The following is a 15810-nucleotide window of genomic DNA, read 5'->3' on the forward strand; positions in this document are numbered from 1 at the left end:
TCCGAACCAAAATGTTGATCACTCAAGATCAGGACGACCAGATGAAAAAGCTTTTCTCGATTTCGGGTGTGCTGAGCGCCCTTGCCGCCGCCCCGGCCTGGGCCCAGGACGGCCTTGAGGTGATTGGCCGCCCCGTGGATGGTGCGATGGGCTTCCAGCCTGCAGCCACGGAAATCGCCCGCCGCTTGCAGTGGCTGGACGGTATGATCCTTGTCATCATCACCTTGATCACTCTGTTCGTGACCGGTCTGATGGCTTGGGTGATTGTGCGGTACAATCGCAAGCGCAACCCGGAGCCTGCTGGCTTCACCCACAACACCCCGGTCGAGATTGCTTGGACAGTCATCCCGATCGTCATCTTGGTGTTCATCGGTGCGTTTTCGCTGCCCACGCTGTTTCACCAGCAAGAGATTCCCGAAGCTGATGTGACCATCAAAGCGACTGGCTACCAGTGGTTCTGGGGATACGAGTACGTGGACGAAGGGCTTGCGTTTGACAGTTACATGATCGGCGCGCCCGCAACCGGCGGCGACAATTCCTTGACCCCCGAGACTGAGCAAGCACTCGTCGATGCTGGATACAGCCGCGAAGACTTCCTGCTGGCGACCGACAACGCTGTAGTTGTGCCGGTCGGCAAAACCATCGTTGTGCAGGTGACTGGCGCTGACGTGATCCACGCCTGGACTATTCCCGCCTTTGGCGTGAAGCAGGACGCCGTGCCTGGCCGCTTGGCAGAACTGTGGTTCACCGCAGAGAAAGAAGGCATCTACTTCGGTCAGTGTTCCGAGCTGTGCGGTATTGCGCACGCTTACATGCCGATCACCGTCAAAGTGGTGAGCGAGGAAGCATACGCTGAGTGGTTGTCCGGTGCGAAGGCAGAATTCGCCGGCACACCGCAAGATTTCCAAGTCGCATCAAACTAATCGGGTAGGGCGGAGGACACCTCCGCCTTACGGTTTTCAGGCAGAGACGCATATGACGGACGTCAGCTACCAGCATCAGACCCACGAGGCCGAAGCAAGCCTTGGTGACTATTTTGCGCTGCTCAAGCCGCGCGTTATGTCACTTGTGGTGTTTACCGCGCTCGTTGGATTGTTGGCAGCTCCGGTGTCCGTACATCCCGTCATCGCGTTTGCATCGATCCTGTTTGTTGCCATCGGGGCAGGGGCGTCGGGTGCGCTGAACATGTGGTGGGATGCGGATATCGACGCCGTGATGAAGCGGACCGTCAAGCGCCCCATTCCTGCAGGCAAAGTCACACCAAACGAGGCCAAGGTTCTGGGCGTGGCCCTGTCGGGCATGTCGGTCATGATGCTTGCGCTGAGCGCCAATCTGCTGGCCGCAGGTCTTCTGGCATTCACCATCTTCTTTTACGCCGTGATCTATTCGATGTGGTTGAAGCGGTCGACACCGCAGAACATCGTGATCGGCGGCGCTGCTGGTGCATTCCCTCCGGTCATCGGATGGGTCATTGCCACGGGCTCCCTGTCCGTTGAGGCGTGGCTGATGTTTGCCCTGATTTTCATGTGGACGCCGCCGCATTTCTGGGCGCTGGCGCTGTTTATGAAGTCTGACTACGATGACGCTGGCGTACCGATGCTGACCGTCACGCATGGGCGCAAGGCAACCCGTCTGCATATTTTGGTCTATACAGTACTGTTGGTCGCGCTTGCGGTTGGCACTGCATTTACGGCCATTGGTGGTCCAGTCTATCTGACCGTGGCTGTGGTTCTGAATGCACTGTTCCTAAAGGGAGCATTCGACATCTGGCGCCGGGACGAGGCACAGGCCGAAGCCGATGGCTATGCTGTAGAAAAATCGTTCTTCAAACTGTCGCTGCTGTATCTGTTCCTGCACTTTGGCGCGATCTTGGTCGAAGCGATGCTGCCAACAGCCTGGGGAATCTGGGCATGAGCATCAAGGCGGAGCACGAGATCCACCAACGTCGCAAGGGACGTAATGTGGGTGTTGGTCTGATGCTGGCCGCATTTGTCGTTTTGGTACTGGCATTGACCTTTGTGAAAATCACGGGCGGCGCGTTCGAGCTGCCCCGGATCGAGGAGACACAGTAATGCGCCACCTCTCTGGGCCACAAAAGACGGTTTTTCAGACATTGGGTCTGGTCGTGTTCATGGGGGGGCTCGCCTGGGCATCGGTTCCGTTCTATGACTGGTTCTGTCGTGTGACAGGATTTGGCGGCACGCCGGGCGTGTCCGAGGTTGCAAGCGGAGAGATTCTGGACCAGACCATCAAGGTGCGCTTCGACGCATCACTTGAACGCAACATGCCATGGCAATTCACTCCGGAAGTGCGTGAGATGGAGTTGCGCATTGGTGAGACGGGCCTTGCCTTCTACGAAGCCTACAACCCGACGGACAAACCCATCGCAGGCTCGGCCAGCTACAACGTGGCGCCATACGAAGCGGGTGGCTTTTTCTCCAAGATCGATTGCTTCTGCTTTGAAGAGCAGGTGCTGCAGCCGGGTGAACGTGTCATGATGCCGGTCACCTTTTATGTCGATCCGGAGATCGTAACAGATCGTGACGCAAAATACGTGCATACGATCACGCTGAGCTATACCTTTTACCAAATCGACCTGCCCGAAGGCTTTGCAGCACTCGAGCAAACGAACGATACAAACCTGAACTGAGGGACGGACAATGGCCCACGCAAAAAACCACGACTACCACATTCTTGCGCCATCGACCTGGCCCCTGCTGGGTGCCTTGGCCGGCTTCACCATGCTGTTTGGTGCTGTCGCCTGGATGTCCGGCGGCATGACCATCTTTTTCAAGTCGATCGAACTGAGCGGCCCCTGGCTGTTCCTGATCGGCTTCGTCGCGGTCCTCTACACTATGTTCGGCTGGTGGACTGATGTGGTTGCAGAAAGCAAGGTCGGGGATCACACGCCCGTGGTCCGCATCGGCCTGCGTTATGGCTTCATCCTGTTCATCATGTCGGAAGTGATGTTCTTTGCCGCGTGGTTCTGGTCTTTCTTCAAGCACGCCATGTACCCGATGAGCGAGTATGTCGGCACCGAGTACATCCAACCCGAGATTTACCACGTGGACGCGTTCCACCTGCCGCTGATCAATACGCTGATCCTGTTGTTGTCGGGATGTGCCGTGACATGGGCGCACCACGCGCTGGTGCATGGTGGCACGCGCAAGGACGTGATCAACGGTCTGGCCATTTCGGTTGTGCTGGGCGTGGCGTTCACCGCATTGCAGGGCTACGAATACTCCTACCTGCTGTACCAAGGCTGGGAGTTCGGTGGCGACAAGTTCTTCTCGAACTTCTTTATGGCGACTGGTTTCCACGGCGCACACGTGATCATCGGGACGATCTTCCTGTTCGTGTGTCTGCTGCGCGCGATGAAGGGCCACTTCTCGGCCGAGAAACACATCGGCTTCGAAGCGGCAGCCTGGTACTGGCACTTCGTTGACGTTGTCTGGCTCTTCCTGTTCTTCGCCGTTTACATCTGGGGCGTGGGCACGATGCCGGGCCTCGACCACTAAACCGCGTCATACGCAACACTGTTCAAAGCGCGCGGTCTCCGCGCGCTTTTCACTTTAGGGCTGGGCACACGGACGCATGCGTCGCTTACTCTTTCTGATGACATTCGGGTTGATGGGGGCGGGTATCCTGATCAGCCTTGGGGTCTGGCAGGTGCAACGGCTTGCTTGGAAGCAGGATCTGCTTGCGCGTATTGAAGCACAGATCAACGCCGCGCCCGTGTCGCTGGCGGAAGCCACGACTCCCGAGTTTCGGCGCTACGCCCCTGTCAAAATCGTCGGGACTTTTGGTCTCGACCACGAGTATTTGAGTGCACTGGCGTCACGTAGAAACACAGGGGCTGTTTATCGGATTATTCGTCCGTTTGAAGTGGAAGGCTACGGCCGCATTTTGGTTGATACAGGTTGGGTTCGAGATGGCATTGATGTGCCAGGGGTGTCGCTAGAGCGACTTAGTCTTTTGGGGAATCTGGATGCCCCGAATGAGGTTGACGGGTTTACACCCGCACCTGAGATTGACACGAATATCTGGTTTGCCCGTGATGTGCCTGCAATGGCCGAGGTGCTGAATACACAGCCCATCATGTTAGTTCTGCGCGACGCGCCGGAAACAGACCTTGGCGTGACGCCTTGGCCTGTAGACACCGCTGGCATTCCGAACGATCACCTGCAATACGCAATCACCTGGTTTTCGCTTGCGGCGATCTGGGTGCTGATGACCGCCTACTTCGTGCTGCGCACCAATCGCAGCCCGCGCTGAGAAAGACGAACCCATGCGCTATATCTCGACCCGTGGACAGGCCCCCGTACTGACCTTCGAAGACACGATGCTCACCGGCCTTGCCCGTGACGGTGGTCTATATGTTCCCGAGACGATTCCGACCCTTGATAAGGCAACAATTGCCGGGATGGAGGGGCACCCCTACGAAGAGGTCGCCTACACCGTCATGCGCCCATTTGTGGGTGACACCTTTACCGATGACGAATTCCGATCCTGCATCGACCGTGCCTACGCTGGTTTCGGCCATGCGGCGCGTGCACCTATGGTGCAACTGGATCAGGGACATTTCCTGCTTGAGCTGTTCCACGGGCCCACGCTTGCCTTCAAGGATTTTGCCATGCAGCTGATTGGTCAGCTGTTTCAGACGGCGCTGAAACGGCGCGGGCAACGCGTGACGATCGTTGGGGCCACAAGCGGCGACACTGGATCGGCGGCAATCGAGGCGTTCCGCGGTCTCGACAACGTCGATGTGTTCATCCTGTACCCACACGGTCGTGTGTCAGAAGTGCAGCGTCGCCAGATGACGACGCCAACGGAAAGCAATGTGCATGCGTTGGCGCTGGACGGTGATTTTGACGACTGCCAGGCGCGGCTGAAAGACATGTTCAACGATTTCGAGTTCCGGGATGGTGTTGGCCTTGCGGGTGTGAACTCGATCAACTGGGCGCGCGTGTTGGCGCAGGTCGTATACTATTTCTCCTCCGCCCTGGCCCTTGGTGCACCGCATCGCAAAGTCAGCTTCACAGTTCCCACGGGCAACTTCGGCGACATCTTTGCGGGCTACATTGCCAAGCGTATGGGCCTACCCATCGACAAGCTGGTGGTGGCGACCAATCAGAACGACATCCTGCACCGGTGTCTGAGCGGGCAGGGCTACCACAAGGGCGAAACCATCCCGTCGATCAGCCCGTCCATGGACATTCAGGTCAGCTCGAATTTCGAACGCGCGCTGTTCGATGGCTATGACCGCGACGGGGCGGCTGTGTCGCAGTTGATGGATGAGCTGAAGGCGGGTGGCTTTGACATCAGCCAAGGTGCAATGCAGGTGCTGCAGGAACACTACGCGTCGGGTCGGGTGTCCGAGGACGAAACCAGCGCCCAGATCGCCTCCTCGCTCAAAACAAGTGGAGAGCTTTTGTGTCCGCACAGCGCCGTCGGCGTGCATGTAGCGGATATCGAGCGGCAGGTGGGCACGCCCATGATCACTCTCGCCACCGCACACCCTGCTAAGTTCCCTGTGGCGGTTGAGGCAGCGACAGGGATCACGCCCCCCTTCCACCCAGGATGGCAGACCTGTATGAACGCGCGGAACGGCTGACACGCGCGCCGAATGATCTTGAGGCGCTCAAGGCCCACATAATGACGCACCGCGCGCAGTAACAACACAGTAGCGAGACGAATTTGACCACGCAGACCCATCGCCTGAGCAACGGCTTTCGCATCGTCACCGAACACATGCCCGGGCTCGCTTCGGCCTCTATCGGCATCTGGGTGGGCGCAGGCGCCCGCCACGAAATGCCAGAGCAAAACGGCATTGCCCATTTCCTGGAACACATGGCGTTCAAGGGCACCAAACGGCGCAGCGCGTTGCAGATCGCCGAGGCGATTGAGGATGTGGGCGGCTACATCAACGCTTATACCAGCCGCGAGGTGACTGCTTACTATGCCCGCGTTCTGGAAAACGATGTGCCGCTGGCACTGGATGTTCTGGCGGATATCCTGCTGAACCCTATCTTTGATCAGAGCGAGATCGAGGTCGAGCGCGGTGTGATCCTGCAAGAGATCGGGCAGGCACTGGATACGCCCGACGACGTGATCTTTGACTGGCTGCAGGAACAGGCCTATCCCGAACAGCCGTTGGGCCGTACCATCCTTGGCCCGTCCGAACGGGTATCGTCCTTCGGGTGCGTTGATCTGTCTCGTTTCGTTGACGAGCATTATGGCCCGGAACAGATGATCTTGTCGGCGGCCGGTGCGGTGGATCACGACGCCATTGTGCGATTGGCCGAGGAGCTGTTCGGTCATCTCAGCCCACGGCCAAAGCGCGTTGCCGACTTTGCCACTTTTGCAGGCGGCGAAGAACGGCGCAGCAAGGCGTTGGAACAGGCGCATTTCGCCATGGCCTTTGAATCACCCGGCTACCGCGACGATGCGATCTACACGGCACAAATCTATGCCAGCGCATTGGGAGGTGGCATGTCCAGCCGCCTGTTCCAGGAAGTGCGCGAGAACCGAGGTCTTTGCTACACCATCTTCGCGCAAGCGGGGGCGTATGCAGACACCGGCATGACGACGGTGTACGCCGGTACGTCAGCAGAACAGGTTGCCGACCTGGCCACCATTACTGTGGACGAAATCAAGCGTGCGGCTGATGACATGACAGTCGCCGAAGTCGATCGGGCACGTGCCCAGATGAAGGCCGGGTTGCTGATGGGCCTCGAAAGCCCGTCGAACCGGGCAGAACGGCTGGCGCGACTGGTGCAGATCTGGGATCGAGTGCCTGCGTTAACCGAAACCGTTGCGCTAATCGACAGCGTTACGGTGGAGGATGTCCGCGCATTCGCGGAGCATATGGCAACACAAGCCCCAATGGCGCTTGCGCTTTATGGTCCGATTGACGCCGCACCGACACGCTTTGCCCTGCAGGAGCAGCGCGCCGCCTGATGATCCTGAACAAGCGGAAACTGCGGATTGAGACGGAGCGGATGACGCTGCGTCCGCCAACGCATTCCGATTTTCGGGACTGGGCCACGCTGCGTGCCGTCAGCGCTGAACACCTCACCCCGTGGGAGCCAAGCTGGGCAAATGATCATCTGACGCGCAAGGCGTTTACCAATCGTGTCTATTGGGCGCAGCGGTCGGTGACCAGTGGCACCGCGATGCCTTTATTCCTGTTCCGGCGTGGCGATGACGCCCTTCTGGGCGCGATCACGCTGGACAACATCCGGCGGGGCCCTGCCCAAGCCGGAACCCTTGGCTACTGGACAGGTGCGGCCCATGCGCGCCAAGGTTACATGCGCGAGGCGATCCTTGCGGTTGTGCATCACGCGTTCACACGGCTTGACCTCAGCCGGATCGAAGCGGCCTGCCTGCCCGAAAATGTGGCCTCGCGCGGATTGCTAGAGACATGCGGGTTCAAATATGAAGGTGTCGCCCAAAGCTATCTTCAGATCGATGGGCGCTGGCGAACGCATGTTCTTTACGCAGCTTTGCGCATGGACAGGCGCGGGCGTACTGACGCAGGCTAAAAACTGGCACAAACCTATCCCAAGGTTTTGCAAAAATCGCATTGCGCACTAACCTGATAGGCATGCGCCTTGTATTCCTTACCTTCGCCTTTCTAATCGCGCCGATGGCAGCAGCAGCACAAGAGGTTCGAACACCGAGCCATTGTATCGCCTTGGCCAATCAGATTGACGGCGCACGTTACATTCAGCAGGCCAGTTACAATGTGGAGGTCGCCCCCGAAACAGTGCGCATCCATTATATCGCCCATGCTTCTTTCCTGCTCCGCACTGCGGGGGGTTGAACATGGTCACCGATTTTACTGGCTTTGTCGGCAACGTGCCGATGATCCCGGATGTCGTCACCATGAACCATGCACATGAAACGCATTGGACCGCATTTCCGGACCCGGCCATTCCCCACGTTCTGCCGGGCTGGGGAGAGGAATTTGGCCAAGGCATCGACCATCGTGTCGATCTTGGAGAAGTGCTTGTGCGCAATGTCTCGACCGACATCCGGTCGCAATGGTCCGGTGTCGAAGAGAACGGAAACTCAATTTTCATTTTCGAGTTGGCCGGTCTTTGTATTGGGCATCTCGGTCACTTGCATCACGAACCCAGTGCGGAGCAATACGCGGCCATCGGGCGGCTGGACGTCGTCATGGCCGCAGTTGATGGAGGCATGACCGTGGATTTACCAACGATGATGCGCATCGTTTCGCGGCTCAAATCCTCGATCGTGATTCCGATGCACTGGTTTGGAGAGTTCACATTGGATGCCTTTTTGACTGGTATGCGCGATGAATTCCAGGTGGTTGAAGTGGGCGGTCCGTCCCTGGACGTGTCATTGGACCGCTTGCCTGCGCGTCCCACGATCATGGTCCTGCGTCCGGAATGGCTGCGCGACGACGGCGAATAGGCGTGCCTTTCGCGTTGTGGGGGCTGAAGGTTTCTGGCACCAAACGCAGGTAGGGGCAGGGGGCATTCATGCTGAATTCACTGACAGCTGACATAGCGGAAAACATCCGCAATAGCTTGCCCGCAGATCGCTTTGCGACCGCTGATGCCTCGCATCTGAAAGAGCCGCGCGGTCGCTATACCGGTCAGGCAGGATTGCTTGCTTTGCCCCAAAGCACTGATGAAGTGGCCAAGCTTGTATCAATAGCCTCGGACATGCGTGTGCCGGTTGTGCCTTATGGAGGAGGCACGGGGCTTGTTGGTGGCCAGGTGGTTGAAGAAGGTCCTGTTCCTCTAATCTTGTCGCTTGAGAAAATGACGGCCATCCGTGCCACATACCCCGAGGAAAACGTGCTGATTGCCGAGGCGGGTGTCATTCTGGCTGATGTGCAGGCAGCAGCGGAGCAGGTGGACCGCTTGTTTCCGTTGTCGCTCGCGGCCGAAGGATCGGCGCGGATCGGTGGCAATCTGAGCACCAACGCGGGGGGCACCGGTGTGTTGCGATATGGCAATGCGCGGGACCTGTGCTTGGGTGTTGAGGCGGTATTGCCGAGCGGCCAGATTTATCACGGTCTGAGCCGCCTGCGCAAAGACAACACCGGCTATGATCTAAGGCACCTTCTGATCGGGGCTGAGGGGACCTTGGGTGTTATCACCGCCGCGGCTCTCAAACTGTCGCCCCGTCCTGCCGCGGCGGGTACGGCCTTGCTACAAGTCGCCTCTCCAGCGGCAGCGCTGTCTTTGCTGTCCCTCGTGCGGGATCATGTCGGCGAAGGCGTATCCGCATTTGAGTTGATCCATGCACAGGGTTTTGCCTTTCTGAACGAGACCCTGCCCCAAATCCGCAACCCGTGGGCGGCGACACCAGAATGGTCCGTTTTGATCGAGTTGGGCCTGTCGCGCGGCCAGAATCCGACGGCTGCGCTGGAAGAGATTTTCGTCGCGGCGTCAGAGGCGGGATTTGTGCAAGACGGCATGATTGCGCAAAGCGCGCAGCAGGCAAGTGACTTTTGGACGATCCGGGAAAGTATCCCGGAGGCCAATCGCCGGATCGGCTCCATCAGTTCGCACGACATTTCAGTGCCGCTGGGGGCGCTCGCGGAGTTCATCGCCGAAGGTGGGCGACGCATTGCCCGGCTTGGCAGCTTCCGCATCAACTGCTTTGGGCACGTTGGCGATGGCAATCTGCACTACAACGTCTTCCCGGTCCCAGGCAAAAGCCGTTCGGATCACGAGGCAGAGCGCCCCGAAATCAAACGGATGGTTCACGATCTGGTTCATGAAATGGGCGGATCAGTCAGCGCTGAACACGGCGTTGGGCGGTTGAAGGTCGAAGACCTTGAGCGCTACAGCGACCCGGCAAATCTGACGGCGATGCGCGCCATTAAGGATGCTCTTGACCCCCTTGGGATTATGAACCCTGGTGCGGTTTTGCGGGCGCGGCACGGATGATGTCGTTGGGCGGCTCTGTTTCGCAGGCTGTGCCCGCGAAAGGCGCCCACCCACCGACCCGAGGGCGTGTCTGATGGCGGGGTTGCCCACATTTGTCCTTACGCCGATCCTGTTGGTGCAGGCCATCTGGGTGGCGGCGCGCGCCACGCGCTTGCCAGAAGCCGACGGGCCGCGAAACGGTCGGTCGGGAGGAGGGCCTCTGTTGAGGGTACTCATTCTGGGTGACAGTTCAGCGGCTGGTGTCGGGGCGGCTCATCAGGATGCTGCACTGGCGGGTCGCCTGGTCGCACATCTGCACTCGGACTACGACGTGCAATGGGCATTGTGGGCCCAATCGGGACTGACGACATCCGGCATGTTGCGAATGCTGAACACACAGCCTGCCCATGAATTTGACTTGGCGGTCATTGCTCTCGGGGTGAATGACACAAAAAACGGGATGCATCCAACCCGCTGGAACGCCAACTACGTGAAGCTGCTTCAGCAATTGCGCAGACGGCACGGCGTGCGGCGTATCTATGCATCGGGCGTGCCGCCGCTTGGGGCTTTCCCGCTTTTGCCACGCCCTTTGCGCGATGTGTTGGGGGCACGTGCAGCGCGGTTTGATGCGATCCTTGCTGACCTGTGTGCCGATCAGGATGGGGTGGAACATCTGCCCTTTGATCTGCCGCTGGAACCCGGTCTCATGGCCGCCGATGGGTTTCACCCCGGGGCACAGGTTTATGATATCTGGGCAATGCGGATCGTGGATGCTCTGCGGGCTAATCCCCCCGTTGCTCTGGGTTCGGCCGCAGCGGTCAAGACGCCATGAAGCCACCATCGATGCAAAGCACGTGTCCGACAACATAAGCCGCCGCGTCAGAGCTGAGCCAGAGCACTGCCTCAGCCACTTCCTCGGGGGTGCCTGTCCGGCGTAGGGGAAGCGTCGCGGCGACCGCATCAAGGTCAAGCCCCGGCTCCATGATCATGTCGGTGACCACGCGCCCCGGTGCGACCATGTTGATGCGCACGCCATGCTGGGCCTCTTCCATTGCCGCACTGCGGGTCATCGAGATCACGGCTGCCTTGGACGCGGAGTAAAGCCCGAAACCAGGGTTGGGATTGCGCAGACCGCTGATGGACGCATTGACCACGATAGCGCCTGTGCCCTGTGCTCGCATCGCCGCGATCTGGTTGTGCAGGCAGGCCAGTACCCCGCGGACATTGGTATCGAAAACGCGCGTGTAGGTATCGAGGGATTGATCGCTCAGATGCGCGCGCTCTTCACGGCAGCCTGCATTGTTGAAGGCGATGTCGAGCCGACCATGTTCGGCCAGGATCTGGCTGTGCAGGGCTGACACTGCGTCGCTGTCGGTGACATCGTTCACGATGGCCTGCGCACTTTGACCTTGTGCGGTGATGTCTGCCACTGCACTGTCGAGAGTGGATGCGCGGCGCCCAGTCAGCACCACATGTGCCCCCGATGCAGCGAGGCGCTGCGCAGTGGCCCGGCCTATGCCGCTGCCGCCGCCGGTGATGAGCGCAATTTTACGACGCGTATCGCGTTTGGGCATGGTGTCCGGTCCAGCGTATGTGATCCGGTCAACTTAGCTGGTCTTGCACGTGTGGACACGCGGAACGGACTTGCTTTCCAAGGTGCTCCGCCCCTGATGCCCGTTTTCGCGGCATTATTCTCCGTCGAATGCGCACAGGGCGTGCACGTCCATGCCCATTGCCTCAAGCCGTGCGCGCCCACCCAGATCAGGCAGATCGATGACAAAGGCGCAGGACACGATCTCGCCCCCAAGCCGTTCCACCAGCTTGATCCCCGCTTCGGCCGTGCCCCCTGTGGCCAGGAGGTCATCAACAAGCAGTATCTTCTCACCTGCTTTGATTGCATCGTCATGCACTTCGACAATCGCCTCACCGTATTCCAGGGTGTAAGCCTCGGAAATCGTTGCACCGGGCAGCTTCCCTTTTTTGCGGATCGGGACAAAGCCAATCGACAATTGATGAGCAATAGCCCCGCCAAGTATGAAGCCACGTGCTTCAAGTCCCACGACTTTATCGATCTCAAGCCCGGCATAAGGATGCAGCATCTGGTCCACCGCAATACGGAACCCGCGCGGGTCGGCAAAGAGGGTGGTCACATCGCGGAACATGATCCCTTCGTGGGGGAAATCGACGATGGTGCGGATGTAATCCTGAACGGTCTTCATGTGGCTCTCCGAAGGGTGGCGGTCAGCAGGCCCATGCCCACAAGTGTGGCACCGCCTGTGCGGGTCAACCACATTTGGACAGTGGGGCGCGTGATGCGGCTGCGCATGGCATTGGCGGCCAATGCAAAGATCAACGCGTTTATCCCGGCAATGATGACAAAGGTTGCAATCAGGGTCGCGGCTTGCGGGGCAAAACTGTCTCTGGGATCAATGAATTGCGGCACGAAGGCCACGAAGAACGTATTGGATTTCGGGTTCAGCGCGGTAACCGTTGTGAGATCGCGAAACACGCGCTTGGCGCTCTGGCCATCGGGTTTGTTCATCAGCGTTGTCGCGGTGGGTGTCCGAGCGCTCAGCAACATACGAATGCCCAGATAAACAAGGTAAACAGCGCCCACCCATTTTAAAACGGTGAATGCCAGCGCTGACGTCAGGAACAGAGCGCCAAGACCGATCACGGACAGGGTCATGGCAATCAAGTCGCCGGTCGCGACGCCAAGCGCGGATGCGATGGCAACCCTACGCCCTTGGGTCATCGCGTAGCTCAGCACCATCATGAGCGTTGGACCAGGGATGACCAGGAGGGCGGTGGAGGCGACAACGAATGTCAGCCAAAGATCAAAAGACATCGTGAATTCCTTTGCGTCAAAGCACCCGGCCCGCAACGGCGTCAAGCTTGGCGACCACGGTGGGATCGCGGGCATCGGGTGATGTAAGGATTGCAAATTCGAGTGCGCGATCGCAGCCGTGCGGGCAGGGGGCACGGTCCGCGCCCAGCAGGGCGGGGAGGCGTTTGACTAGCGCGCGGCCTTTATCTGCATTTCCCATAAGCGTTTGAATAATTTGGGTAACGTCGACCTCACCATGATCGGGATGCCAGCTGTCGTAATCTGTGATCATGGCGATTGAGGCGTAGCACAGCTCGGCTTCCCGGGCGAGTTTGGCCTCGGGCATGTTGGTCATGCCGATCACATCCGCGCCCCAGCTTTCCCGGTACATTTTCGACTCGGTCAAAGTTGAGAATTGCGGCCCCTCCATCGCCAGATAGGTGCCGCCCCGGTGTACGTTGATCCCCGCATCGCGCGCCGCTGTTTCGCAGGCGTCTGACAGGCGCGGGCAGGTGGGATGCGCGACCGAAACATGGGCAACACAGCCGGTGCCGAAGAACGATTTCTCGCGGGCAAAGGTTCGGTCAATGAATTGATCCACAATGACAAAATCGCCCGGCGCCATTTCTTCACGGAACGACCCGCAAGCCGAGACCGAGATCACATCCGTCACGCCCAACCGCTTGAGCGCATCGATGTTGGCGCGGTAGGGAACAGTGGTAGGTGAATGCACATGACCGCGCCCGTGACGCGGCAAGAAAGCCATGTCGACCCCGTCCAAACGACCGGTCAGAATCTGATCAGATGGCGCGCCCCAAGGCGTGTCGACCTGCACCCATTCGGCCCCCTCCAACCCGTCGATATCGTAGATGCCAGAGCCGCCAATCACGGCGATTTTCGTTTGGGTCATTGGGGTCTCTCTTGCCGGAACAGAAGAAAAATTTCGAGCCAAAACAGGCCGTCACCACCCGTACACCAGCCGTGCACCACGCGTACACCCCCCATGCACCCCCACCGTGCGGTGAGATGGATAAGTGCGCAACGGGCTAACCTCGGCGGATGACGCTGGTTACAGCTGCAGCGCCCAGAGCCGTGAACACCCAACCTGCTGCGGTCATGATCCACCGCCACCCATACAGAAAACGCCCCCAGTACTTGCGCTCAGTTGACGGTGCCCAGGCATCTGTTTGACCGAAGTTGATGATCGGGATCACGACGTCGAGGCCGTATGCGAACGCATTGAAGCTCTCCCAGTCTTTGCCCGGTATCCGCTTCGACCATGCCTCTGCGGTATTCACGATGCTGGTGTTGGCGGCCAGTGCCTTCCAACTATCAGACACAAGGACCGGTCCGGAATTCGGGGCCATCGACCCTTCCCGATAGGCAAGGAAGGCGGGCGCTGTGGTCAGCGCGACCAGAAAAACCATCACGTAAAGTGACCGGAACGGGCTGTGCCCATAGCCCGCGCCGTATCGAAACGCCATATGCAGCAGCCAAAGCCCAAGGATTCGAATGTCTCGCCACTGGCTTGCAAAGCCGCGCGACCACGTGCCGTCGGGGCGTAGTTCAAGTTGCCTGCGCTGATGTGTGTAGCGCAGGTGTTCGCGCCGGGTCAGAACCTTGTGCGCATCCGCGTCATGTCCCGTTTCGGCTAGAACCTTGGCAAGTTGTGTGAAGGGTCGCGGAAAAAATTCCCCATTGGTGTAGCTACCCTTTTTAGCCAATGGATGCGGGTTTCGATATCTATCTGAGAACTATCGATACGGTCGTATGTGAACCCGTCCAGATTGAGCAGCTCGCGAGGCGGCCATGTTCCGGGGCGATCAATGAGTGTGCCGACATGTGCATTGGTCAGATATACGTGCGCAGAAAAGTTTGGTTGTGGCAACCAAAGTAGGGTTCCACTAACGTGCATGTTGTCCGCTCGCAAAGCGTCTCCTTGATGGGCGCCGAATACAGTTCCGACACAATAAAGGTGTTCACCTATTGTCGCTGTGTTAAGGTTTATTGTTGCGTTGGCAATCGTGTTGCTTAGCAAAACACCACCTTTGACATCAGCGCCTTGGGCGTTGAGTGCGTCCCCTTCAGATGCGGAGAGTGTCGCGCCCTCGCAAGCGAGCTGCCCGCCGATGGTTGCCCCACTCAGCCGTATCGTTGCGGTAGCGGTTGTGTCGCGGATAAAAACGCCGTCATTGACATCCGCGCCTTGGGCATTGATGGCGTCGCCTTTGGATGCGGAGAGTGTCGCACCCACGCATGAGACTTGCCCGCCGATGGTTGCCCCGCTCAGCCGTATCGTTGCGAATGCGGTAGTGTTGCTGAGAAAAACGCCCCCTTTGACATCAGCGCCTTGGGCATTGAGTGCTTCGTCTTCGGATACGGAGAGTGTTGTGCCCACGCATGAGAGTTGCCCGCCGATGATTGCCCCGCTCAACCGTATCATTCCGGTTGCGGTTGAGTTGTCGAGAAAAACGTCGCCTTTGACGTCGGCCCCCTGCGCGCGCCAACCCGGCAATAGACAGCCAACGAAAGCCACAGATTGGAAGGTGGTTAGTTCGGACTCGACTCTGCTTTCAAAATGGCATCGAAAAAAGCGTGTCGCTCCTAGTGCCGAAGCAAAATCAAGATCCAGCGTGCCTATGATGTATGCGCCGATTAAGGCGACGCCCGTTGTTTCAACTACACAGTCTTTGCACCCGCCAAGAACCAGATAGTGCAGAATTTCGGCGCGAATGTTACGATCTGCGTCGGGTTTTGTTGGGCTATCTTCGCCAAGCACGCAGGGCTCGCCTGCCTTGCAAGCCTCAATCAGCTTCTGTTCGGCTTCCGTCGGCCCGTCGTCGAACGCCAAAACATCATCAAAGGTGCGCAGAACCGCCATACCCATACACTCCCGTTTCCCGAGAGCACCCTAACATCGCCTGACGCCAAATAAAGTCAGGTTCTGCATACCCAGAAATACCGTGCCATTCCTGCACAACCTGCTATGTGCAGCGCACATAACAGACTCGCTTTTGGTGCAATGGTTATTAACCCTCTGATGGTTTAGACGCCACCGATCGCGCCCCCACGAGC

The 15810-nt window shown here is 58.7% G+C and carries 16 protein-coding genes and 2 pseudogenes; 12 read left to right on the forward strand and 6 right to left on the reverse strand.

The window, feature by feature from the left end:
* Positions 1-41: 41 nt before the first annotated feature.
* The 12 genes and pseudogenes from coxB (at position 42) to ACZ1HN_RS11150 (ending at position 10740) form a co-directional block, all read left to right on the forward strand.
* Positions 42-923, forward strand: a complete 882-nt coding sequence (gene coxB / locus ACZ1HN_RS11095; protein WP_472727529.1) for a cytochrome c oxidase subunit II — start codon at positions 42-44, stop codon at positions 921-923.
* A gap of 52 nt (positions 924-975) precedes the next feature.
* Positions 976-1914 (forward strand): heme o synthase, encoded by a 939-nt coding sequence (gene cyoE, locus ACZ1HN_RS11100; RefSeq protein ID WP_472727530.1) that lies wholly within the window; start codon positions 976-978, stop codon positions 1912-1914.
* Positions 1911-2072 (forward strand): cytochrome C oxidase assembly protein, encoded by a 162-nt coding sequence (locus tag ACZ1HN_RS11105; protein WP_299209015.1) that lies wholly within the window; start codon positions 1911-1913, stop codon positions 2070-2072. Before cyoE ends, ACZ1HN_RS11105 begins: the two co-directional genes overlap by 4 nt.
* Positions 2072-2650, forward strand: a complete 579-nt coding sequence (locus tag ACZ1HN_RS11110) for a cytochrome c oxidase assembly protein (protein ID WP_472727531.1) — start codon at positions 2072-2074, stop codon at positions 2648-2650. Before ACZ1HN_RS11105 ends, ACZ1HN_RS11110 begins: the two co-directional genes overlap by 1 nt.
* A gap of 10 nt (positions 2651-2660) precedes the next feature.
* Complete coding sequence (locus tag ACZ1HN_RS11115) at positions 2661-3518, forward strand: cytochrome c oxidase subunit 3 (RefSeq protein WP_299209021.1); 858 nt, start codon at positions 2661-2663, stop codon at positions 3516-3518.
* Positions 3519-3615: 97 nt separating this feature from the next.
* Positions 3616-4275 carry an SURF1 family protein gene (locus tag ACZ1HN_RS11120; RefSeq protein ID WP_472727532.1) on the forward strand — a complete coding sequence of 220 codons (660 nt, stop codon included), beginning with the start codon at positions 3616-3618 and terminating at the stop codon, positions 4273-4275.
* A gap of 13 nt (positions 4276-4288) precedes the next feature.
* Positions 4289-5676 (forward strand): annotated as a pseudogene (thrC, locus tag ACZ1HN_RS11125) (threonine synthase).
* Positions 5677-5697: 21 nt separating this feature from the next.
* Positions 5698-6960 (forward strand): M16 family metallopeptidase, encoded by a 1263-nt coding sequence (locus tag ACZ1HN_RS11130; protein WP_472727533.1) that lies wholly within the window; start codon positions 5698-5700, stop codon positions 6958-6960.
* Complete coding sequence (locus ACZ1HN_RS11135) at positions 6960-7544, forward strand: GNAT family N-acetyltransferase (RefSeq protein ID WP_299209033.1); 585 nt, start codon at positions 6960-6962, stop codon at positions 7542-7544. The genes ACZ1HN_RS11130 and ACZ1HN_RS11135 overlap by 1 nt, the downstream gene beginning before the upstream one ends.
* Before the next feature lie 62 nt (positions 7545-7606).
* Positions 7607-8439, forward strand: a pseudogene (locus ACZ1HN_RS11140) (MBL fold metallo-hydrolase).
* 68 nt (positions 8440-8507) lie between these two features.
* On the forward strand, positions 8508-9929 hold the full coding sequence (locus ACZ1HN_RS11145) for an FAD-binding oxidoreductase (RefSeq protein ID WP_472727534.1): 1422 nt from the start codon (positions 8508-8510) through the stop codon (positions 9927-9929).
* Between the two features lie 73 nt (positions 9930-10002).
* On the forward strand, positions 10003-10740 hold the full coding sequence (locus ACZ1HN_RS11150; protein WP_472727535.1) for an SGNH/GDSL hydrolase family protein: 738 nt from the start codon (positions 10003-10005) through the stop codon (positions 10738-10740).
* Here the strand turns inward: ACZ1HN_RS11150 and ACZ1HN_RS11155 are convergent.
* The 6 genes from ACZ1HN_RS11155 to ACZ1HN_RS11180 form a co-directional block, all read right to left on the reverse strand.
* Positions 10727-11482, reverse strand: a complete 756-nt coding sequence (locus tag ACZ1HN_RS11155; protein ID WP_472727536.1) for an SDR family NAD(P)-dependent oxidoreductase — start codon at positions 11480-11482, stop codon at positions 10727-10729. The two genes, ACZ1HN_RS11150 and ACZ1HN_RS11155, sit on opposite strands and share 14 nt — an antisense overlap.
* A gap of 114 nt (positions 11483-11596) precedes the next feature.
* On the reverse strand, positions 11597-12127 hold the full coding sequence (locus ACZ1HN_RS11160) for an adenine phosphoribosyltransferase (protein ID WP_189368826.1): 531 nt from the start codon (positions 12125-12127) through the stop codon (positions 11597-11599).
* Positions 12124-12756, reverse strand: coding sequence for a LysE family translocator (locus ACZ1HN_RS11165; protein WP_472727537.1), 633 nt, complete (start codon positions 12754-12756; stop codon positions 12124-12126). The genes ACZ1HN_RS11160 and ACZ1HN_RS11165 overlap by 4 nt, the downstream gene beginning before the upstream one ends.
* 16 nt (positions 12757-12772) lie before the next feature.
* On the reverse strand, positions 12773-13645 hold the full coding sequence (locus tag ACZ1HN_RS11170; RefSeq protein ID WP_472727538.1) for an S-methyl-5'-thioadenosine phosphorylase: 873 nt from the start codon (positions 13643-13645) through the stop codon (positions 12773-12775).
* Between the two features lie 136 nt (positions 13646-13781).
* On the reverse strand, positions 13782-14459 hold the full coding sequence (locus tag ACZ1HN_RS11175) for a hypothetical protein (protein WP_472727539.1): 678 nt from the start codon (positions 14457-14459) through the stop codon (positions 13782-13784).
* A complete protein-coding gene (locus ACZ1HN_RS11180; protein WP_472727540.1) occupies positions 14387-15514 on the reverse strand; it encodes a hypothetical protein in 1128 nt (375 codons plus the stop codon). The genes ACZ1HN_RS11175 and ACZ1HN_RS11180 overlap by 73 nt, the downstream gene beginning before the upstream one ends.
* Between the last annotated feature and the right edge of the window lie 296 nt (positions 15515-15810).

Source organism: Tateyamaria sp. GN1-10 (assembly GCF_055693845.1).